Consider the following 21192-nt stretch of genomic DNA (forward strand, 5'->3'; position numbering starts at 1 on the left):
TGTCTTGGGCCAATCGATAACTCTTTGGTGGTATTTGGTAACGATTGACCCGGACTTAGCCAAAGTTTAGGCCGAAAAGTCGTCAACTGGTAACCATTTGTAATCTTGTGCATGACAGCGTCGATGGAGACGCTGCAACTTGTCTGGCACAATGCCGAGTTCGGTTTTTACTTAGCTTCATCTATGTAGCTTCATCCATTTCCCTAGGGACGGCCAGGTTTGAGTCACGAGCAATCGCATCTTCTTTTGCCTGCGGATTCGGCCTGGCTGGCTCTGGAACGGCCGGAAAACCCGATGACCATCACGGTCATGATGCGTGTGGACGGCCTCACCGCACCGCGATTGCGGGAATTTCTGCAGGTGTACTGGCTGGCCTGGGAGCGCTTCCGGTTCATGCCCGTTCAGCGCGCGCCTGGCTGGTGGTGGGAGCCGGACCCGGTGTTCGATCTCAAGCACCATCTGGATGTGGTGCTTGACCGGTTCAGCCCCGACGACCTCCAGAATTGGATTTCGGCGCGCCTGAATCAGCCCCTTCCCCTGTACCGCCCGCGCTGGAAATTCTGGCTGGCCCCCAATGCCGAGGGCGGTGCCGCGCTCCTCCTCCGCGTGCATCACTGTTATGCCGATGGCCTGTCCTTGCTGGGCATTTTCGATCGGTTGTGTCCGCCATCGCCACAGCAGCATCCCGCGCTGTACGGCGCTGCTGAAACCCCACAGTTGGCTCGTTGGAGTGTCGCTGCCAAGGCATGGTTGGAGCGGCTGATTGCGAGCGACACCGCGACCCGGGGTGAGGTGAGTGATGCCGAGTCGGAAACCCCGGAAACGGATCGGATGCAGCAGGCAGGGCGATCGCTGGAGCGTGTGGCTGCCAGTGGCCTGAGATTGCTGAATGAGGTCAGCGAATTCCTGGTTGAGTCGGCGGATACGCCCTCCGATCTGAAGCGGCCTTTGCTGGGCCGGCGCCAGTGTCGCTGGTCGGAACCGGTGGCCCTGGCACACTTCCGGTCGGTGGCGGATGCCACCAACGTCACCATTAACGATGTCCTGCTCAGTTGTGTTGCCTCGGCGGTTCGCAGTCGGCTCGGAATCGAGGCCGACGAACTGGACGATGCCGTGTTACACGCGGCAGTGCCGGTGGATATCCGGTCCAGGCTGCCGGCCGATCTGCAACCGGAGCCCGGTTCCCTTGGTAACTATTTTGGCACTGTGTTCGTGCCCCTGCCGGTGGACGGTGAGAGTCCGCTGGAGCGCCTGTACCGGATCAAACACGAAACCCGGCGGCTGAAAAAAAGCTGGCAGCCGGGTATCGCCTGGGGGCTGGCGGCCAGCGCTTCGGCGATTCCAGAGCCCTGGCGGCAGCCGGTGGCCGATGTGTTCTACCGCAAGGCCAGCGCAGTGGTATCTAACGTTCCGGGCACACCAGAACCCCGTTACATGGCCGGCTGCCGCATTACCGAACAAATGTTCTGGGTACCCCAGGCCGGCGATATCGGCCTCGGCGTCAGCATTGTCAGCTACGCCGGCCAGATCCAGTTCGGGGTGGTTGCCGACGAGGCGATCATGGCCGATCCCGGTGAGTTCTTGGCCGACTGCCTGCAAGAGCTCCAGCGCTTCCCGCACGGACACTAACTCCGAAGCAAATTGTCAAAAAGTTTACATTCTGGGGCAGGTCTTTCGATTAGACTCCGGATGTCATGCCGACGGGCCCGACCAACAACAATAACGAGGAGTCTCAACGTGGAGACCAGTCCGCTGATTTCGATCGGCCTGCCGATTTCACTGTTTATCATCATGGTGGGCATTGGCCTCACGCTGACCCTGCGGGATTTTGGCCAGGTCACGCGCAACCCCCGAAGCATCGTGGTCGGTACCGTTGCCCAGATTCTGCTGATGCCCCTAGTGGCTTTTGCAATCGCGCCTTTTCTTGGCCTGGCGCCGGCCCTGGCGGTTGGGCTGGTTATCATCGCTGCCTGCCCGGGTGGAACCACTTCGAATCTCTTCGTACTGCTGGCCCGCGGCCACATCGCACTGTCGATTCTGCTGACGGTATCGGCCAGCCTGATCACCATCATCACGCTGCCGTTTTTCACCAATTACGCCCTGCAGATGTACTTCGGTGAGGCCGCGAACATCTCGCTGCCGGTGGGCAAGACCATTGCCATGCTGGTGGTGATCGTGCTGCTGCCCGTAGCTCTGGGGATGTTCATCCGGACCAAGGCACCGGCGAAGGCGCAGAAAGCCGAGGGTATGGTTAGCATCTTTGGCGGGTTTGTCCTGTTGCTGCTAATCATCGCCTTGCTGTGGGGTTCCCGGGAGCGGTTGCCGGAGTTGCTGGCTCAGGCCGGACCGGCGGCGTTCCTGCTGAATTTGGCCGGAATCGTGATTGGGTTGGGGCTGAGCCGGCTGGCGGGACTCTCCCAGAGAGAGTCCCTGGCCATTGCCGTCGAGCTGGGCATAAAGAACGGCACTATCGCGCTGATGGTGACTTTAACTCTGCTGGAATCCAGCGAGATGTCGATACCGGCAGTGGTCTACAGCGTGCTGATGTATGGCTTCGGCTGCATCCTGATTGCCATGGGCCGCCGCCTGGTGCCGACCCACCAGTAAGCGGTCTTGTCGATTGGGCTAGAGACTTGCGGCAACGACGCGGGACCAGAGCCGGCCATACACCCCGCCAAAGCATAGGACCTCGCCGTACTGAGAATCGCCAGTTGTGGCAGCCAGGGCGTGGGCTCGGACGAAGCCGGCAACTCGATCATTACCACCACACCCAAGAATCCGATCATCATACCCAGCACCTTGAGCGGCGTGGCGTGATCGTCTGCCTGGCGCTTTAACTGCCCTTGAACGAAGCGACTACACTTATCAGGAGGGTATCGGTTGGGCAGCGTTCAACCGGCGCAAACTGAAAAGGGAGAGCGGCAATGACTACCCAGGAATCCGGATTGAATAATCATGAAGTCACCATCTGCCTGGCGGGTGGCGCCGTACTGGGGCCGTTTAATGCAACCTGGAGCAAAAACGAAGGCGGCGATGTGCGGGAGCTGGTACGCGAGTACGATGCCTACCTGCAGGGCGACAAGCAGCACCGGTTCAAGTTCCATCTGCACGACACCTACACCAATACCGTACACACCCTGATCTTGAATTTTGAACAGGTCACTGGCGTCTGTGATCACGTGCGGCTGCGATCGAATGCCCACTGATACGGAGTAAGCCGGCGGCCGTAAACGCTTGTGATTGCACGAGGAAATGGACGAACGGGAGGCATAATGAGCGAATATCGAACGGAAACAGACAGCCTGGGTGATATCAAGGTGCCGGCACAGGCGCTTTGGGGCGCCCAGACCCAGCGCGCAATCGAGAATTTCCCGGTCAGTGGCCAGCCATTGCCGCACACGTTCATCGCCGCGGTGGCCCAGATCAAGCGGGCAGCCGCCGAAGCCAATACCAGCCTGGGCCTACTGGACGCCACTCGCCGCGACGCCATTGCCGAGGCTTGTGAACGCATCCTAGACGGAGAGGTCGACGATCAGTTTCCGATCGACCGCTACCAGACCGGTTCCGGCACCAGCACCAACATGAATGTGAACGAGGTGATCGCTGCGCTTTGCAAAAAAGGTGTGGTGGATGTGCACCCCAACGATCACGTCAATATGAGCCAGAGTTCCAACGACGTGATACCCACGGCGATTCATGTCAGTGCCGTGATGGCGGTGAAGGAACGACTGATCCCGGCCCTGAGCCACCTGGCTGGTGTCATCTATGAGCGTGAGTCGCTGTTCTCAAACCAGGTAAAGACCGGGCGTACCCACCTGATGGATGCCATGCCGGTTACTCTGGGCCAGGAGCTGCGCACCTGGCGGGAGCAATTGGTGGCATGCCAGACTCGGGTTGAGCACGCAGCCAATGAATTGCTGGCAGTGCCCCAGGGCGGCACTGCCGTGGGTACTGGCGTTAATGCGGCACCGGAGTTTGCCGGGCAGTTCGTCAAGTTCCTGCAGCACAACACCGGTTATGGCTTCAGTGCCATGGAGCATAAGTTTGTTGGTCAGAGCGCGATCGACGGCCCGGTGGCGTTGTCGTCCCAGTTGCGAGGCGCAGCCATTGTGCTGATCAAGATCGCCAACGATTTGCGCTGGATGAACAGCGGTCCGATTCATGGCCTGGCCGAAATCAGCCTGCCTGCGCTGCAGCCGGGTAGCAGCATCATGCCCGGCAAGGTCAACCCGGTAATCCCCGAGTCCGTTGCCATGGTGGGTACTCAGGTGATGGGGCTCGACAGCGCCGTGGCGATGGCCGGGCAGTCGGGGAATTTCCAGCTCAATGTGATGTTGCCGCTGGTGGCGGGTAACCTCCTCGACATGGTGGAGCTGTTGAGCAATGCTGCGAAGTTGCTGGCAGACAAGGCGATTAAAGATTTCACCGTAAACACTGAGACCCTGAATGAGGGGGTTGGTCGCAATCCGGTACTGGTCACCGCGCTGAACCCGGAGATCGGCTACAGTCTGGCGGCCGACATCGCCAAGGAAGCCTATCGCGATGGGCGTCCGGTGATTGATGTGGCTGAGGAACGCAGCGGTTTGAGTCGTCAACGGCTGGAGCAGTTGCTGGACCCGCTGAAACTGACCCGCGGCGGCCTGGCCTGAGGGATATGCGCTCCACGGCCTGGCCCGTGGAGCCTGACAAAAAGGGAGTAGAAGTACTTGCTGCTATCACTGGTGCTGTTCGTGATGCTGGTACTGGCCAACGGCGTGCCGGTGGTGGTGGCGCGTATTCTGAAACGGCAGTGGGCCGCGCCGGTGGATGGTGGGCGGCTGTGGTCGGACGGTCGCCCGATCCTGGGTCCGAGCAAAACCTGGCGGGGATTGATCTCCGGAGCGGCGTGCTGCGCCCTGTTTTCGTCAGTGATCGGTCTGGGGCTGATGTTCGGGCTGTTGTTCGGGATACTGGCGTTGTGGGGCGATTTGCTCAGTAGCTTTTACAAGCGCCGAATGGGTAAGGCATCAAGCGCCCGGGCCCTTGGCCTGGATCAGGTGCCGGAGTCGGCGTTGCCGATGGTGCTGGCAGTGTTCTGGTTGCCGATCAGTTGGTGGAGCGCGGCTTCAGTGGTAGTGCTGTTTACACTGTCTAACATCCTGTTTTCGCCGCTGCTGTATCGTCTGGGTATTCGACGCCATCCCCACTGACTGTTTGGTTTTTCCTTGTTACTGGGGACCACGGGTGAGGGTGTGGATGGTCACCTCGGGCGGGCAGTTCAGTCTGACATTGACCACCGAGGTGCCCGAACCCGGTGAGGTATAGCCCTGCATGCCGTTGGCCTGCCAATAGCCCCGGCCGAGGTGGCGCGGGCAGTCTGAATCCAGGGTGACTGGGATGCCGCCGGGCAGGCAGATCTGTCCGCCGTGGGTATGGCCGCACAAAAACACGTCGTAGCCGGCATGAGCGGCCTCGTGCCAGATTTCCGGGGTATGACTGAGCAGAACGCTGACGCCGTCGATGGGAATGTCGTCGCCGGCCCGGTGAAGGTTATGCGCCTTGTAATAGTGGGCGTCATCGACACCGGCCAGATAGATTTTCTCGCCCTGGCGCTCCACCGGCAGCATTTCGTTCATCAGCAGCACGTAGCCCATGTCTTCGAGGCCAGGCACCATGCGGATGCTGTCGTGATTGCCCAGCACTGCGTAGGCTTCGCCGCGAATGGCATCCCGCAACCGGGACATGCCGTCGAGGGCCCCCTCCACCGGGCCCCAGGTAAGCTTGCGATAGTCACCGGTAAGCACGCATAGATCGTATTCCAGGGGCTCAATCTTCTTGAGCACAGCCTGCAGGTTGGCCTCGTCCATATCGACGTGCAGATCGGTCAGGTGCAGGATGCGAAAGCCTTCGAAGGCGGCCGGCAATGTTGGCAGGATGAAACGATTATGCGCGGTGTCCAGTCGGCGGCTGTTGGCTTGCCCGCGACGGAACAAGCCGGCCAGTTTCAGGCAGAAACTGATCAGACCGGGCGCCGCGGTAACATTTTCCAGATGAAAGCTGGAACCCTGGCCGAACACCTGGGCCTCGTATTCCCGCTCGATTCCCAGCCGCTGGCGCGAATGCACAGGCCCAAGCCGGAGACTCAGGCGGTACTCCAGAAGTTCGTCCTGGTTTTTCGGTGTCCGAGCCCTTGCCGTCATGTCTCTGTCCTTGATATGCCGAACGGGCGATTGTCAGATCGCAATGTAGCAAACCCTATTTGTCAGTATGGTTGCCTGCGGCATGGATGCAACCAAAACCCGGCAATGTTCATGTTCGTAAAAAAGCGCTGGGCCGTTGGCAAATCGCCAGCGTAACAGCCACAATTCAGGGCATTACACGTGTCTTACCCATACACAAATTCGAGAGTTGAGGACACCATGGTCAATTCCTGTGATATCCCCGGGCTGAATGTGCCCCGAAGCCGTTTTCCTGATCCGGAGCAGGATCTCCCCCAAACCGCCGACGAAGCACGGCTGGTGCTGGCCGGCGGTTGCTTCTGGTGCGTGGAGGCGGTTTTCAAGGCCATGGACGGTGTCACCAAAGTGGAGTCCGGGTATTCCGGCGGCAGCGCCGAAACCGCTACTTATGAGGCTACTTGCAGTGGTACCACCGGTCACGCCGAGGTTGTGGATATCCACTACACGCCGTCAAAAGTCAGTTTTGGCGAGCTGCTTAAGGTATTCTTTTCGGTCGCACACGATCCGACCCAGCTTAACCGCCAGGGCAATGATCGGGGGACTCAGTACCGTTCCGCTATCTTTTATGAGACGCCGGAGCAGCGACAGGTGGCCGAGGCTTACATTCGTCAGCTCGGCGCCGCTGGCGTGTACCCCGATCCGATCGTAACGACACTGGAGCCGCTCGAGGCGTTTTACCCAGCCGAGGCCTACCATCAGAACTTTGCGGCCCGGAATCCCTACCAGCCATACATCATGGCGGTAGCCGCACCGAAGATGGAAAAGCTGGTGAACAACTACGGCGATCGCCTGAAACCGGAATATTCCGACGACGGCTCCGGCCCTTCTGACGACAACACGGCCTGAGGAGGCATACATGGGCGTTTCTGCTTCAGGATATGACCTGACACCGCTGACACCAGCGGAAGTTGAAGAAAAAGCCGCCGATCTGACACCTGAAGAGCGCAAGGTGCTGCTGGATCACGGCACTGAGCATCCGTTCTGCGGGACTCTGCTGGACAACAAAAAAGCGGGCGCTTATTACTGCCGCCTGTGTGATCTGCCGCTGTTTAGCTCGGACTCGAAATTCGATTCCGGTACGGGATGGCCGAGCTTTTTCCAGCCGTTCGATCCCGAGCATATCCGCTACCTGGAAGACACCAGCATGGGCATGGCCCGTACTGAAATTCGTTGCCCGCGTTGCGACAGCCACCTCGGGCACGTATTCCCGGATGGCCCGCCGCCGACCGGCAAGCGCTACTGCCTGAACTCCGTTGCCATGGTATTCCAGGAAAACCAGTAACGGCGCAGCATCGATGATTCGATTGAAACTGAACCCACTGACCGAGTCGGCAACCCTGCTGAGACGGGTGGGTGTGGTTCTCGGTAGTGTCGGGCTGACTGCACTTTACTCCCTGCTGATTCTGCTGCGCGCCTTGTTCGGGCGCCTGCACCGGCAGATTGTCGATCAGTACTGCCGGGAGTGGTCAGCAGCCCTGCTCAGGCTGGTACGTGCCAGCCTGACCGTGCGCGGACACGTCCCGGATTTCGGTGATGGCCGGCGCTACATCATCATGTGTACCCACGCCAGCCACTACGACATTCCCGCCAGCTTCGTCTCGCTGCCGGGCTCCATCCGAATGCTCGCAAAAAAAGAACTGTTCAAGATCCCGCTGTTGGGCCAGGCCATGCGGGCGGCGGAATTTCCATCGGTGGACCGGTCCAATCGCGAGAAGGCGGTGAAGGATCTGGAGCGTGCCCGCGCCATGATGGAGAGCGGAATTGTGTTGTGGGCCGCACCCGAGGGCACCCGCTCGCCGGATGGTAAGTTGCTGCCGTTTAAGAAGGGCTGTTTCCATCTGGCGCTGGATACCGAAGCGGTGATCGTGCCAGTGGCCATTCGCGGCATCCATCAGGTGCTGCCGGCCCGGAGTTGGCAGATCAATCTGGGGCAACCGGTGGACGTGCGTGTAGGCCAGCCGCTGGAAACTGCGGGCAAGACCAAGGCGGAACTGGACGAGGTAATGGCCGAGGTTCGGCTCAGGCTGGAAGAATTGCTGGGAGACGGCGAGGCCGAATGAGTCGGCCCCGCCGGGGTTTTCGGGTGAGGGATGACCGGTCAGGCGCCGGAGGCCGCCACTACGGTTGAGAGCAGGTAGCCGGTGTAGGCAAAGTACGCCAGCAACAGCACCGCGCCGTTGCCCCGCGAAATGAGTTTGCGCTTGCCCATCACGCCGAAGCCCATCATCAGCAATCCCACTGTTAACGCCAGCATCAGGGTCCAGTCCCGGTACAGCACTTCCGGATCAACTTTCAGTGGTTCAATGGCCGCCGCCAGGCCAACCACCGCCAGGGTGTTAAAAATGCCCGAACCGACGATGTTGCCCAAGATGAGGTCGTGCTCGTTCTTCTTGACCGCCGCCAGGGCAGAGGCCAGTTCCGGCAGCGAGGTGCCGATCGCCACGATGGTCAGCCCAATCACCAGATCACTGACGCCCAGGGCTTGGGCAATGGTTACAGCGCCCCAAACCAGCAGTCGTGAGCTGACTACCAGCAGAATCAGACCAACCACCACCCAGATCACAGCGGTTTTCAGGGGCATCGGGTGGGCAATCATCTCGGCGTCGGTGTCGCCCGCCAGGGGATCGGTTTTGCCTTGAACGCCCTGGTAGATTGACCAGCCCATCACCCCGGCAAATACGGCCAGCAGCACCCAGCCATCCAGTCGCGTCAGCTGGCCGTCGATCAGTTGGGCCCCGGCAATCAGGGTCAGCACCAGCAGCAGCGGCAGCTCCTTGCGGATGACCTGGGAATGCACGGCAATGGGCGCGATGACGGCGGTCAGGCCGACGATCAGGGCGATGTTGGTGATGTTGGAGCCGTAACCGTTACCCAGGGCCAGGCCCGGATTGCCGTCTGCCGCCGCCATGGCGGAGACCGCCAGTTCTGGAGCGGAGGTGCCGAACCCAATGATCACCATCCCAATCAGCAGCGTGGGCATGCCCAGGTGTTTGGCGGTGGCCGCGGCGCCTTCGACAAACTTGTCAGCGCTCCAGACCAGCAGGATCAAACCGGCGACGATTGCGCCCATTGCCATTAGCATAGAAAAACCTCAGTTAATAAAACGTCCGAGCATGAACACACCGGCATACCCCAGGGTGTAGGCGGCCAGGAGGTGCGCAAGATACCGCATGTAGGCCCCAAAGGTCAGCCCCGGAATCTTGGTCATGGCCACAATACCGGCCGCCGAGCCGATGATCAGCAGCGAACCGCCCACGCCCACGGCGTAGGTCAGGCCCATCCATTCGCCCGGGGTCATCCCGATACCGGACTTCAGCAGCGCGGCCGTCAGCGGCACGTTGTCGATCACCGCCGAGAAGATGCCCATCAGATAATTGGCGTACAGCGGCGGCAGCACATCATAGATGGCAACCAGGGAGTCGAGCGCGTGAATCTCCTTGAGCATGCCCACCAGCAGCAGGATGCCGAGGAAGAACAGCAGTGTTTCGAACTCGATGATACGGATGTACTCGAGAATCGGGTCCAGATCGGAGTCGTCACTCATGAAGCGTGAGATCAGAAACATAACCGACAGACCGAACAGAAAGGTCAGCACCGGCGGAACCCCGTACAGGGCATTACCGGCGATGGTGCACAGGATTGTTAACAAAAACAGCCCGCTGATCACCGCATCTACGGGGCGGATTTCGTTCTTGGTCGCGCGCAGGGTCACCGTTCCGGTCAGTCCCCGGGACAGGAACACCGCCAGTATGAACACGGTGATCGATGCGGGGATGGCGAGCGTCAGCAAGGTGAGTATTTCCACCTTGTCAGCGAGAAAAATCATCAGGGTAGTGACGTCGCCGGTGATCAGGGAGACGCCGCCGGAGTTGACCGCAAACACCACCAGCGTGACGAACTGCAGGCGTTTTTTCAGCTCCAGGTCGAGCGACAAGATGAGCGAGCATGAGACTAACGTAGCGGTGATATTGTCTGCCAAAGAGGAGAAGATGAAGCAGAACAGTCCGGTCAAAAATAACAGCTTCCGCTCGCTGACCTGCTTCGGCATGATCAGATAGATCAGATTTTGGATCATCCCTTTCTTGTTCAGGTAAGCGACGAATGTCATGGCCGCGACCAGGAACAGCCAAAGACCCGCAATTTCGGCGATACTCTCGGATAAACCGGCCGAAATCGCGGAAGTCTCACCCTCGCTTTTGCTCGTAAGAAACAGAAGAATCCAGCTCAGGGTGCCGAAAAACAGCGTCACCTTGGCTTTGTTGACGTGAGTAACTTCTTCGAAAATAACGCCGAGCAGCGCGAGTACAGCAAGAACGATCAAAACAGCTTCTAGGGCAGGCATGGGCGCGTCCCGTCTCGATACTGAGGTAAACAGGCCGACCTGGCCTGAACCGTCGTGTTTGAGGCCGGAGTTTAGACCCTCGGCTGGAAGCGGGCTACTGCCCTTAGGTAGTAAAGATCGGTGGCGTCAGCACGGACAAAGGCCTGTGCGAAGCGCATCGAATGACAATCGCAATTTATTCTTCCGTCAAAAATCGGGATAATTGCACCACGTTGATATCCGGAAGCACACAGCGGCGCCTTTTACCAAGTGCCCGGTCGGCTTTCGACAGGCTTTCCTGCTGATCGTGGGAGAGTACACAGGCTCAATACTAGTTAGGGTATAAAGCAATGGCCGTTAGACAGGCAGACGTAGTGCTGGTCGGCGGTGGCGTCATGAGCGCCACCCTCGGCATGATGCTCAGGCAGCTCGATCCGTCCCTGGACATCGTCATGGTTGAACGTCTCGATCACGTTGCCCATGAGAGCACGGACGGATGGAACAACGCAGGTACCGGCCACGCCGGGTACTGCGAGCTGAACTACACCCCGGAAACCGACGACGGCGATGTGGCCATCGATCGGGCTCTCAAGATCAACGCCCAGTTCGAAGTGTCGCTGCAGTTCTGGTCGTATCTGGTGGAGCAGGGCATGCTGCCCGACCCCAAAACCTTCATCAACCGCACCCCGCACCAGAGCTTTGTCTGGGGCGAAAAAGATGTGGCCTTCCTCAAGCGCCGGTTCGAGCGCCTGAGTGCCCATCACCTGTTCCGCGAGATGGAGTACACCGAGTCCCCGGATGACCTGGAAGAATGGATGCCGCTGGTGGTTAAGCACCGGGATCCGATGGAGCGGGTTGCCGCTACCCGGATCAAGCACGGTGCCGATGTCGACTTCGGTTCCCTGACCCGGAGTATGGTCGAATACCTGCAAAGCCAGCCCAACTTCGAGCTGATGCTGAGCAGCCCGGTACACTACATCGACCAGCGTGATAACGGCCGCTGGAAAGTGCGGGTACGGAACCAGAAAACGGGCGAGCTGACCAAGCTGGAAGCCGGCTTTGTCTTCCTCGGTGCCGGCGGTGGTGCTCTGCCCATGCTGCAGAAATCCGGCATTGAAGAAGCCCGCGGTTACGGCGGCTTCCCGGTCAGTGGTCAGTGGCTGGTGTGCCGCAAGCCGGACATCGTGGAGCAGCATCATTCCAAGGTCTACGGCAAGGCACCTATCGGTGCGCCGCCGATGTCGGTTCCGCATCTGGATACCCGGATCATCAATGGCGAACCGGCCCTGCTGTTCGGGCCCTTCGCCGGTTTCACCACCCGCTTCCTGAAGCAGGGCTCACTGTTCGATTTGTTCGGCTCGGTCAAGCCCACCAACCTGCGTCCGATGCTGTCGGTGAGCAAAAGCAACATGGATCTAACCCGCTACCTGATTGGCGAAGTGTTCCAGTCCCACAGCGACCGGGTGGCATCACTGCGCAACTTCTTCCCGGACGCCCGTGAGGAAGATTGGGAGCTGAAAATGGCGGGCCAGCGCGTGCAGATCATCAAGCAGGTCGACGGTGGCGGTGGCAAGCTGGAGTTCGGTACCGAAATCGTGGCGGCCAATGACGGTACGCTGGCGGCCTTGCTGGGTGCCTCACCCGGTGCGTCGACTGCGGCCAATGCCATGCTGACGGTTCTGGAGCGTTGCTTCCCGGAGAGTCTGAAAACGGCCGAGTGGCAAGAGCGGCTGCGCCAGCTGGTTCCGTCCTATGGTCAGTCGCTGGTCAACGACGAGCAGTTGTTGAACAAGGTGCGGGCGAGAACGCTTTCGACCTTAAAACTTAGCTGATATTGCCAATCAGTATAAAAACTGCTCAGACATTGAGGCCGCTGGAACACAAACCAGCGGCCTTTTTGTTTTTAAGTGCTTTATCGATGGTCTGATTTGCGATTTCCCAAGTAACGCGTACTGTAAGAGGACACCCCAAGCAAAGGAGAGAGCCTATGAGCGAGCAAAAGTACAATCCGGACAAGGGGTATGTAGCACTCCTCGGTTGGAGTCTGAGTGCCGTTGAGGCCGCGGACAAGTTTGACCGGCGCTATGTGGTCGTCGCCCCCGACTGGGCGGAGGCTTATTGTAAAGAGCACGATATTCCCTACGTGCCCTGGAACTTCGAACGTCTGAATGATCGCTCGGTCGAAATCGCCCAGACCCTGCAAGAGATGGGCGTTGACGTGGCCATCCCGCTGTTTGAAGAAACGGTTGAATGGGCAGGTGCCATCAACTCCGTGCTCATGGACAAGCCGCGTCTGTTTGGCCAGGCCATGCTCCTGCGTGACAAGGCCCTGATGAAGCGTCGGGCCCAGCTCGGTGGCATCCGTGTCGGTATCTTTGAGGAGGCCCACGACAAGGGCGACGTCATCCGCTTCCTGAAGCGGGTCAACCAGACCCTGCTCAAGCTGGACGGTGACCCCAACGACCCGATTCACCTCAAAGCCTTTGATAAGGCGGGTTGCCTCGGCCACCGAGTCATTCGCACGCCGGATGAAGTCGACACCATTCCGGATGAAGAATTTCCGGTGTTGATGGAATCGCACCTCGACGGCTGGGAATTTGCGGTTGAAGCCTGGATTCACAACGGCAAGATCGCGTTCCTGAACATCTCCGAGTACGTCACCCTGGGTTACTCCGTGTTTGTGCCGGCGACACCGGATCTTGAGAAGTATCGTGACCAGATTCGGGGCGAAATCGAGAAACTGATCAAAACCTTCGACATCGATTTCGGCTTTATTCACCCGGAATACTTCGTCACCAGTGACAGCACCATGTACTTTGGCGAAGTCGCTTACCGGCCGCCGGGTTTCAAAGTATTCGAATTGCTGGAGCGGGCGTATGGCTTCAACGCCTACCAGGGCCTGATCCTATCCTTCGATCCGAAGACCACGGCCGAAGAAATTAAGGCGTTTTTCCCGAAAGAAGTGGTCGATGCCAAGGGCTACGCCGGTTGCTTTGGTGTGTATCCGCGTCGCCGTGTGGTCAGCAAGCTGGAAATTCCCGAGGAGACCGAAAACCACGAGTATTTCGAGTCTCACGAGCTGACAGCGCCGCTGGAAGAAACCGTCACCAAGCGGACGGCGTTCGGTACTCACTGGGGGCTGGTGTACTTCTTCGGTGACGACCCATATACCATGCGGGATCTGCTGAAACATCAGGAAGAGCTCGATTTCTATGTATAATCCGGAGAAGCATTAACAACAAATGGGTTTGGTGCAGGCCCTGAGGAACGTCGTTTGAACGATCACCAACCGGGCAGCGCAGTACCGGCGGTCAACTTTGACAAGCTGGTGCAAAAACTGGATGACGCCATCCAGGTACTGGAGGAAAGCCGGTCTTTTGCCAAGGCCGGCAAGCTTCCGCGCGTGTTTGATATTGCCCGTCGCGTCCTGATGCAGCCGGAGGGTTGCCGGGTCATCGAAGAACGGGCGGAACGTCTGGAATTGGCAGGCGTGTATCTGGGCACTGACTGGGCTGAACCCGGCATCCTTCTCCCAACTCTCACCACGCACTCGCTGCAGAGCCAGAACGCCGACACGGTGGTTATCGAGGCTTTCAGCGAACTGCGTTTGCTGGCGGTTGCCAGGGGCTTTTACCTGCATCCGTCGGTGTCCGCCGAACAGGCTCATCATTACCTCACTCAGGTGTTGGCCATTAATCTGGGCCTGCTATTTGGCATGGTGGGCGAGGCGGAGCGAGAGCAGGGTAAGCTGTCGCAAATCAGTCAGTCAGTGGTGCAGTACGTTGCCCATCACATTGGCTACGAACACGTCATCGATAGTCTGATTGAGGAAATCTGGCGCATTCTTCAGCAGCGTCCGATCCAGGTTTCCGATGTCCGAAAAATGATTACCCAGATCGCCATCTGTCGCGCCGATCCCCACGCTGATTTGGGCGGGGCCGGCCGGGGTGCCGATCGACTGATTTCCAGTCTCTATGGACCAACGCGCGCCTGCAGCGAGGATCCTGGGACCGTCGTTTATGAGCAGCGCCTGGAATCCATGGATGCCCAGGCCTTGCAGAATGAGGCCACGGGTTTTGCCCGCGCCATGCACGACACCGGTCTGGTGTCGCCCTACCACGCCAGCTTTGTTCGCTTCATCCTGGACGATCAGGACGCCCTCCTGACCGAAGCCCTGGGCTTGTCGAGCACCGGGCGTGACTGCCTGCTGTGTTACCGGGAGCTGGTTTGCACGCTGATCCGGGAAGGCGTGTACCCGGAAACGGCCCAAGGCCTGTACGGCCTGGCCTTGATGCTGGAACGGGGCATTCTCTACCAGCCCCCGGTCGCGCCGGCATTGTGGCGTCAGGCCAGGCTATCGCTGTGCCCGGACGCCCGCGAACGGCTGCAACTGGCCTACGGCTATCACCCGCAGCCGGGCGCCTGGCTGGTGCAGGGCGTATTGAACATGCTGGGCCAGCCTTTGGGTGTGGGGCAGGGCAACAACCCGACCTGCCAGTCGGCACGGGCGCTGTCCATGTGGGCCTACAACGATCCTGACTACCTGCTGCAGATGGTGGCCTGGGCCGCGCGGGATAATGAAATCATCATGCACTTCGAGGGCAAACCGGTGTCCTCGGCGCACAGCCGTGGTGGTGTTGCATCCGAGGTAACGCTGGATCTTGATCCGGTGTCGCTGGTGGTGGTGCCGCACCTGGACCGGATCTATGCCGAAATGGGGCGCATGGTGGGCGACCGGGAAGGCGATCCGCACCGCTGGGTGAACCCGGAATTCCACGGCTGGTCTGCCGGCCGGGGCTTCGCCATCAATGTGGACGTGGCGACCGGCAAGCTCGATGACCTTGAGGGCTTCATCCGGCATTTCTACGCCAGCTACCACCCTTACTACAACGGGAATCAGCCGCTGATTCATCCCCAGCCTGCCGGTGTGGCCGTAACCGATAGTGCTGCACGTTTTATTGGCTGGCACGCCATCACCATTCTGCGGGTGGCGCTGGATCCGGAAGGCCTGATGCGGGTCTATTTCTTTAATCCCAATAACGACAGTGGTCAGAACTGGGGTGACGAAGTGCGCGTTTGTACCGCCGGTCACGGTGAACGGTTTGGTGAGTCATCGCTGCCGTTTGAGCAGTTCACCTCCCGGCTGTATATCTTCCATTACGATCCGCTGGAGCGGGGCGAACCTGCGGATGTTGGCGACGAGGAACTGCAACGGGTGGTTGCGGGGGTTCATCGCAGCTGGGGCGAAGATCGGTTACCGGCCGAGACCTTGCAGGCGGAGCCGCCGCTGGCCCGGTAATTTGTGCGCCTCCTGTGCACTTCTCAGGCATCCCCCACGTAGGTCATAGATCAGGACGGTGACACCGGCAACAAACAAAGGGGACAATAATGACAACCGAGCTAACCAGGGAGGCGCGTAACGGGGCTGAGCTGTTCATCCGCGCACTGGAGAACGAAGGCGTCCGCTACCTTTTCGGGGTTCCCGGGGAAGAGAACCTTGCCCTGCTGGAAGCATTGCGGGAATCCAATATTCAGTTGGTGCTGAACCGCCACGAACAGGCCGCCGGCTTCATGGCCGCCACCTATGGGCGGCTGACCGGTCGGGTTGGCGTGTGCCTCTCCACCCTCGGCCCGGGTGCCACTAATTTGGTAACTGCCGCCGCTTACGCACAGCTCGGGGGTATGCCCATGATGATGATCTCGGGCCAGAAACCGATCAAATCGTCAAAGCAGGGCCTGTTCCAGATCCTCGATGTGGTGGATCTGATGCGCCCGCTGACCAAGTACACCCGCCAGATCAGCAACGCCAACACCATTCCTGCCAAGGTGCGTGAGGCCTTCCGGCTGGCGTTGGAAGAGCGGCCCGGCGCGGTGCATCTGGAATTACCCGAAGACATCGCCGCCGAGCATCCGGACTCAGACACCCACATCTTCGAGCCCAGCGATGCGAGGCGCCCCTCGGCCAGTATCAAAAGTCTGGAGATGGCGTGCGACATGCTGCGCCAGGCCAAGCACCCGCTGATCATGATCGGTGCCGGGGCGAACCGGAAACGGGTGTCGCAGGCGCTGATTCACCTGGTCAACGTGACCAACATTCCGTTCTTCACTACCCAGATGGGCAAGGGCGTGGTGGATGAGCGGCATCCCCGGTATCTGGGAAATGCCGCGCTCTCCTCGGGCGATTTCGTGCACTGCGCCATCGACCATGCTGACCTGGTGATCAACGTGGGCCACGATGTGGTCGAGAAGCCGCCGTTCTTCATGAAGCCCGGCGGCAAGCAGGTCATCCACGTGAACTTCAGCGGTGCCGATGTAGACCCGGTGTACTTCCCCCAGCACGAGGTGGTGGGCGACATAGCCAACAGCGTGGAGTACATGGCCGAGCACTGCGGCCACTGCGGCAGCCACGACTTCACCTGGTTCATGGAAGTGAAAGCTGCAGTGGACAAACATCTGAAGGATCGCGCCGACGATCCTCGGTTCCCGATCATTCCCCAGCGCATCGTCAGCGACGTGCGAGCTGTCATGCCGGACGACGGCATCATTGCCCTCGATAACGGCATGTACAAGCTGTGGTTTGCGCGCAATTATCCGGCTTACGACAACAACACGGTGCTGCTCGATAACGCCCTGGCCTCGATGGGCGCCGGCCTGCCCAGCGCCATGATGGCTGCCATGCTGTACCCCCACCAGAAGGTGATGGCTATTTGTGGCGACGGGGGCTTCATGATGAACAGCCAGGAGGTGGAGACAGCGGTTCGCCTGAACCTCAACCTGGTGGTGCTGATCATCAACGACAGTGCCTACGGCATGATTAAGTGGAAGCAGGCCCAGGAAGGCTTCCAGGACTTCGGTCTGGACTACCACAACCCGGATTTCGTCAAATACGCCGATGCCTACGGCGCCACCGGTCATCGGATAACCCGCACTGAGGATTTACGGCCGGTGCTGGAAAACGCTCTGGCGGCGGGCGGTGTGCACCTGGTGGACGTGCCGGTGGATTACAGCGAGAACCGACGGGTGTTTGATGAGGAACTTGCCGACCTGACCTGCCGGCTCTAGCCGTTGTATGATGGCCTCCTGACACAGCCAGCTATTGAGTCATTAGGAGGCCACTGAATGAGCCAGTCCCTGTTCCGATGTCTGTTCGCCGCCGCAGCCCTGCTGGTGTTGGCCGGTTGTAGCAAACCGGAAACACCCCAGCAAGTGGCGGAAGCCTTCTGGCAGGCCGTCGCTGAAAACGACGCCGATGCCGTCGCCGAATTCTCTACCCTCAGCTCTCCCGACGACTTCGATGGTTTCCGCAAAGACTGGACCGGCATTGAGCCGTCTTACGGCCGGGTGGTGATTGATGAACGGGAAGCTACCGTGGTCACTCGGCTGCCGCCGGAATACGGTAAGGAAGGTGAGCACCAGGAGCTGATCACCTTTCTGATCAAAGAGGCCGAGACCTGGCAGGTGGATTATGACCGCACTGGGGATGCGCTCCTGCGGCCATCAATGTTCGGCAATCTCATGGGCGAGCTGAAAAAGCTGGGCGAAAAGCTGTCGAGCAGCTTCGCCTCGTCATCAGACGACATTGAAGCCAGCATGAACGAGTTTGCCCGCAACTTTGAGGCTTACTCGGCGGAAGTAGAGCGCAAGACCCGGGATGCCGTTGAGGACTTTGGTGCACTGATGCAGCAGGCCATCGAGAAACTGCAGGAGTCGATCAACGAAGCGTTGGAGCAGGGTGAGCAGGCAACGCCTGAAGACCGAGTGATTCTGGAGCAGGCATCCCGAAGCCTGAGTAAAGAGGTTAAGTCACTGGAAGAACCCACCATGGAAACCCTGGCGCAGGCCAGCCGCACCTTGGCCGAGACTGGCGAGCGATTCACTGAACTGAGTGCGCAAACTTACAATCGTTATAGGGATGACTGGGAAGCTCAGCTGGAAGAGATTCGCGCTGAAACCAACGCGTTCTTTGCCGACCTGCGCGAGAGCCTGACCGCCGAAGGCTGATTACCGGGCCTGCTCGGCACCCCGCAACATCGCCTGCAGCAGTTCTTTGGCGTCGAACTTGGTGAGCGCCTCATTGGCGCCCACCTGGTTGGCGTAGCTCAGGCTCATCTCACTGTTCAGTGAGGTGTGGAGAATCACATAGGGCTGTTTCAGTGCCGAGTTGTCGCGAACATTGAACGTCAGTTCGTAGCCATCAAGCCCGGGCATTTCAATATCGCTGACCAGAATGTCGATGGGCTTTTGCAGTTCATTGTTGGTCAGCAGAATTTGCAAGGCTTCATCGCCGTTGGACGTCACCTGATAGGAAATGTCCTTGCTGTCCAGGGCATCTGACAGCTGCTTGCGAGCCACCTGGGAGTCGTCCACGAGCAGGATGTTGAGCGCCTTCAGGGTTTCACTCTGAACATCGGTGAGGGCCACATCCGCAGTAAGCAGGGATTCCGGATACACCTTCGCCAGCAACAGCTCTACATCCAGCAACTGGATGATGTCCCCTTCCCGGTCCAACAGGCCGGTGATAAAGGCCCGGTCGCCGAGCGCCTTGGGTGGCGGCATCACCTGCTTCCAGTCGGCCTCGATGATCTGATTCACACCGCGCACCAGAAACCCGATTTCCTGGCGCTGGATGTCGGTAATAATGATGGATGCCTTGGCCTGTTCGTCTGGGGTCAGTGGGGAGTGTCCCACAGCAGCGGCCATGTCGATGACTGGCACCGCAGAACCACGAAACATCGCGGTGCCAATAACGGCGTGGTGACTGTGAGGAAGCTTGCTCAAGCGCATGAACGGCAGGATTTCCCGAATCTTCAGGGTACCAATCCCGAACAACCGGGCACCGGACAATTGAAACAGCAGTAGTTTCTGGGCCTGTTTCGTTTTACTGAGCATGCAACTGAATCCTCGAAGCGACGAAAGCCTGCAAGTACAGGCGTTCTCTGGTGTATGTGCTGCGTGTAGCTTGGCCGAGAGCGGCACGCCTGCGAGCTTTAGATGACGTCGTATGATATCAGCAGATTGGGGAATCCGGGCCAACTGCTTTGTAGCAAATAGTGACCGGTCCGTGATGTTCTCTCCCCAGCTCATCGTCCCGGCGCGTTCAACGCTCACGAGGGTTATCGGCAGCTTCGGTAAACCCATTAGCCCAACGAATATCACCCTTCGCGTATCACCGGTAATTTGACTCTGATCAATGAAAAGCCAAGTGCGTGGAAAAAATCAGCAGTTACCTCCAGCCTGTCTATACTCAAGTCAGTATCCGAGTTATTGGGAAATCGCATAGAAAGCAGTCGATTGGTTCGATTTGGGGAAAGACCATGGCGCTTCACCGGTTAATCTATGCCAGCTATGTGGCCCCGGGGTTAAATGCCGCGGAGATAGACGAAATCATGGCCGCCTCGGCGCGCAACAACAAGAAGCGCTTCGTCACCGGCGCGCTCGCCTTCGATCGAAAATATTTTCTCCAGTGCCTTGAAGGTGAGCACCAGGCCATCAATGACCTGTACAACGTCGTAATCCGCGACGAACGGCACCATTCCGTGGTGTTGCTGGATTTTCGTATGGTGGAGCGTCGTGCTTTCAACAGTTGGATGATGCCCTATGCGGGCAGTACCGAGGCCAACTCACGCATCTTTTTCCGTTATTCCGGCACGGACCAGTTCGAACCGCTGACCATGTCCGGCGGTTGTGCATTCGGCCTGTTGCAGGAGTTAGAACAGGCCAACGCCCACCCGAATTCCTCGGACGGTGGCGCATGACGGAGTCTTCTGTTGATGAGGTCGCCAGCGTCAATCTTGGTGACTCGCTGACCGCGTATGAATTGACCCGGCTGCACGAGATTCTGGATCCCCTGTTGGCAGACCAGCAAACCGTCCAGTTGGATTTATCGGGCGTCAATGACGTTGACGCTGCGGGCGTTCAGTTACTGCTGGCCTGGATTCGCAGCGCCCGAGCGCAGGGGAAAACAGTGCAGGTCAAGCAGCTTTCGGACCCGCTTGTGGACGCGTGCCGCCTGCTCGGTCTGCTCAATCTCATCTTGAATGAGGACTGATGGTGATGAACCGGGAATCCGAAGGTGTCCCCGAACAGGCCGTGTTTCCGGAAGAAGGCGAAAAACTGCAGGTGCTGTTATTTCGCCTTGATCAGGAAATTTACGCCCTGGAAATCAGTTGTATCCATGAGGTCTTGGAGTACAGCAAGGTAACCAAAGTGCCGCGTACCCCTGATTTCATGTTGGGTGTGATTAACCTGCGCGGCCGCGTTGTGCCGGTAGTAGACCTGCGTCGTCAGTTTGAGATGACGATCAGCGAGGTCACGGTAGACACCTGCAACATCATCATTGACGTGTCGCTGGATGGAGAGGACATCTCGGTTGGTATCCTCGCTGACGACGTTCGCGAAGTCGTGGAAATCGATAAAAACCACTTGCGGCCACCCCCCAGTTTTGGCTCGACCATGGACATCGGATTCATCAAGGGCATTTCCCAGGTGAATGACGATTTCGTGATCGTGCTCGACATCGCCGAGATCTTCTCCTCGGCTCACCATTTCGATATCGCCAATCAGCTCAGCGGGCTCAAGCAGAGCCTGGCGTCTGACGAGAGCTTGAAGGCCGGCGAACCGGAAATCGACCTACCTGACAACCAGGAGTGAGGG

At 59.0% G+C, this 21192-nt stretch carries 20 protein-coding genes; 16 read left to right on the plus strand and 4 right to left on the minus strand.

Going from position 1 to position 21192, the window contains the following annotated elements; all coding sequences use genetic code 11:
• Positions 1-219 precede the first annotated feature (219 nt).
• The 5 genes from FGO67_RS05045 (at position 220) to FGO67_RS05065 (ending at position 5189) form a co-directional block, all read left to right on the plus strand.
• Positions 220-1629: a WS/DGAT domain-containing protein gene (locus FGO67_RS05045; protein ID WP_203299593.1), complete on the plus strand. Its 1410-nt coding sequence runs from the start codon at positions 220-222 to the stop codon at positions 1627-1629.
• Between the two features lie 108 nt (positions 1630-1737).
• Positions 1738-2607, plus strand: a complete 870-nt coding sequence (locus tag FGO67_RS05050; protein WP_203299594.1) for a bile acid:sodium symporter — start codon at positions 1738-1740, stop codon at positions 2605-2607.
• Between the two features lie 317 nt (positions 2608-2924).
• Positions 2925-3206 carry a hypothetical protein gene (locus FGO67_RS05055; protein WP_203299595.1) on the plus strand — a complete coding sequence of 94 codons (282 nt, stop codon included), beginning with the start codon at positions 2925-2927 and terminating at the stop codon, positions 3204-3206.
• A gap of 66 nt (positions 3207-3272) precedes the next feature.
• Positions 3273-4649, plus strand: coding sequence for a class II fumarate hydratase (locus tag FGO67_RS05060; RefSeq protein WP_203299596.1), 1377 nt, complete (start codon positions 3273-3275; stop codon positions 4647-4649).
• Between the two features lie 57 nt (positions 4650-4706).
• The gene (locus tag FGO67_RS05065; RefSeq protein WP_203299597.1) at positions 4707-5189 is read left to right on the plus strand and encodes a CDP-archaeol synthase; all 483 of its coding nucleotides are present in this window, start codon (positions 4707-4709) and stop codon (positions 5187-5189) included.
• A gap of 18 nt (positions 5190-5207) precedes the next feature.
• Here the strand turns inward: FGO67_RS05065 and FGO67_RS05070 are convergent, their stop codons facing one another.
• Complete coding sequence (locus FGO67_RS05070) at positions 5208-6179, minus strand: metallophosphoesterase (protein WP_203299598.1); 972 nt, start codon at positions 6177-6179, stop codon at positions 5208-5210.
• A gap of 219 nt (positions 6180-6398) precedes the next feature.
• Here FGO67_RS05070 and msrA point away from each other — a divergent pair, with 219 nt between their 5' ends.
• The 3 genes from msrA to FGO67_RS05085 are packed head-to-tail and all read left to right on the plus strand — an operon-like array spanning position 6399 to position 8278.
• Positions 6399-7064 carry a peptide-methionine (S)-S-oxide reductase MsrA gene (msrA, locus tag FGO67_RS05075; protein ID WP_203299599.1) on the plus strand — a complete coding sequence of 222 codons (666 nt, stop codon included), beginning with the start codon at positions 6399-6401 and terminating at the stop codon, positions 7062-7064.
• Between the two features lie 10 nt (positions 7065-7074).
• Positions 7075-7500 (plus strand): peptide-methionine (R)-S-oxide reductase MsrB, encoded by a 426-nt coding sequence (msrB, locus tag FGO67_RS05080; RefSeq protein ID WP_203299600.1) that lies wholly within the window; start codon positions 7075-7077, stop codon positions 7498-7500.
• A gap of 13 nt (positions 7501-7513) precedes the next feature.
• Positions 7514-8278: a lysophospholipid acyltransferase family protein gene (locus FGO67_RS05085; RefSeq protein ID WP_203299601.1), complete on the plus strand. Its 765-nt coding sequence runs from the start codon at positions 7514-7516 to the stop codon at positions 8276-8278.
• 38 nt (positions 8279-8316) lie between these two features.
• Here the strand turns inward: FGO67_RS05085 and FGO67_RS05090 are convergent, their stop codons facing one another.
• Both FGO67_RS05090 and nhaD read right to left on the minus strand, forming a co-directional pair.
• Positions 8317-9300, minus strand: a complete 984-nt coding sequence (locus tag FGO67_RS05090; protein WP_203299602.1) for a calcium/sodium antiporter — start codon at positions 9298-9300, stop codon at positions 8317-8319.
• A 9-nt stretch (positions 9301-9309) separates the two neighbouring features.
• Positions 9310-10560, minus strand: coding sequence for a sodium:proton antiporter NhaD (nhaD, locus tag FGO67_RS05095; RefSeq protein ID WP_203299603.1), 1251 nt, complete (start codon positions 10558-10560; stop codon positions 9310-9312).
• Positions 10561-10889: 329 nt separating this feature from the next.
• Between nhaD and mqo the strand changes: the two genes are divergently transcribed.
• The 5 genes from mqo to FGO67_RS05120 all read left to right on the plus strand — a co-directional run bounded on the left by mqo (position 10890) and on the right by FGO67_RS05120 (position 18540).
• Entirely contained in the window at positions 10890-12371 is a 1482-nt protein-coding gene (gene mqo / locus FGO67_RS05100) for a malate dehydrogenase (quinone) (protein WP_203299604.1), read from the plus strand.
• A gap of 155 nt (positions 12372-12526) precedes the next feature.
• Positions 12527-13759: an ATP-grasp domain-containing protein gene (locus tag FGO67_RS05105; RefSeq protein WP_203299605.1), complete on the plus strand. Its 1233-nt coding sequence runs from the start codon at positions 12527-12529 to the stop codon at positions 13757-13759.
• 54 nt (positions 13760-13813) lie between these two features.
• Complete coding sequence (locus FGO67_RS05110) at positions 13814-15838, plus strand: hypothetical protein (RefSeq protein ID WP_203299606.1); 2025 nt, start codon at positions 13814-13816, stop codon at positions 15836-15838.
• Positions 15839-15927: 89 nt separating this feature from the next.
• Positions 15928-17601, plus strand: a complete 1674-nt coding sequence (locus FGO67_RS05115; protein ID WP_203299607.1) for an acetolactate synthase large subunit — start codon at positions 15928-15930, stop codon at positions 17599-17601.
• A gap of 57 nt (positions 17602-17658) precedes the next feature.
• A complete protein-coding gene (locus tag FGO67_RS05120; RefSeq protein ID WP_203299608.1) occupies positions 17659-18540 on the plus strand; it encodes an SNARE domain-containing protein in 882 nt (293 codons plus the stop codon).
• Here FGO67_RS05120 and FGO67_RS05125 read toward each other — a convergent pair whose 3' ends face one another.
• A complete protein-coding gene (locus FGO67_RS05125) occupies positions 18541-19428 on the minus strand; it encodes a chemotaxis protein (protein WP_203299609.1) in 888 nt (295 codons plus the stop codon). It lies immediately after the preceding gene.
• 425 nt (positions 19429-19853) lie between these two features.
• On the opposite strand from FGO67_RS05125, the gene FGO67_RS05130 reads away from it, so the two are divergent.
• The 3 genes from FGO67_RS05130 to FGO67_RS05140 are packed head-to-tail and all read left to right on the plus strand — an operon-like array spanning position 19854 to position 21189.
• Positions 19854-20294: a BLUF domain-containing protein gene (locus tag FGO67_RS05130; protein WP_203299610.1), complete on the plus strand. Its 441-nt coding sequence runs from the start codon at positions 19854-19856 to the stop codon at positions 20292-20294.
• The gene (locus FGO67_RS05135) at positions 20291-20587 is read left to right on the plus strand and encodes an STAS domain-containing protein (RefSeq protein ID WP_203299611.1); all 297 of its coding nucleotides are present in this window, start codon (positions 20291-20293) and stop codon (positions 20585-20587) included. The genes FGO67_RS05130 and FGO67_RS05135 overlap by 4 nt, the downstream gene beginning before the upstream one ends.
• Before the next feature lie 5 nt (positions 20588-20592).
• Complete coding sequence (locus tag FGO67_RS05140) at positions 20593-21189, plus strand: chemotaxis protein CheW (RefSeq protein ID WP_203299612.1); 597 nt, start codon at positions 20593-20595, stop codon at positions 21187-21189.
• The last annotated feature ends 3 nt before the right edge of the window (positions 21190-21192 follow it).

This window comes from Marinobacter sediminum (assembly GCF_016820575.1).
In the GTDB taxonomy this organism is placed as follows: domain Bacteria; phylum Pseudomonadota; class Gammaproteobacteria; order Pseudomonadales; family Oleiphilaceae; genus Marinobacter; species Marinobacter sediminum.